This window comes from Phytoactinopolyspora endophytica, from assembly GCF_004138495.1.
GTDB lineage: Bacteria > Actinomycetota > Actinomycetes > Jiangellales > Jiangellaceae > Phytoactinopolyspora > Phytoactinopolyspora endophytica.
Genome location: NZ_ML142869.1, coordinates 68963 through 69335, shown reverse-complemented (window position 1 = coordinate 69335; position 373 = coordinate 68963). Strand labels below are relative to the sequence as shown.

1 pseudogene is annotated in these 373 nt (G+C 72.1%); it reads right to left on the bottom strand.

The annotated features are described in order from the left end of the window. A pseudogene (locus tag ELR45_RS35990) lies at nucleotides 1-373 on the bottom strand (hypothetical protein); the annotation flags it as partial.

Sequence of the window (373 nt, the reverse complement as noted above, 5' to 3'; positions counted from 1 at the left end):
CGCAGTCACGCACGACTCCGGTGACGGGGTCGGTGTAGAGGCGACGGATCCAGATCCTGGCCCGCTCGCCCACGCTCCCGCCCACGCCACCGCCCACGCTGCTCGTGTTCGCGTTGCTGGGTGTGTCGTGGTTGGGTGCGTCGGCGTCGGTGTGGGCGAAGGCGTGTGCGAGGGCACGCGCGATCGGGGCGGGCACGGGGCCGTAGCCGGGGATCTCCGCCACGGTGGCATCGTCTCCGCCGAGCAGCGCTGTGTCCGTCATGATCAGGGCGATCTCCGCGGACACCGCGGACGCGGATGCCTGCCCGGTGAGCCGCGCCACAAGTTCATCGGCCATGAGCTGGTTGCGGGTGCGCCCATCCCCCGCCGCCAC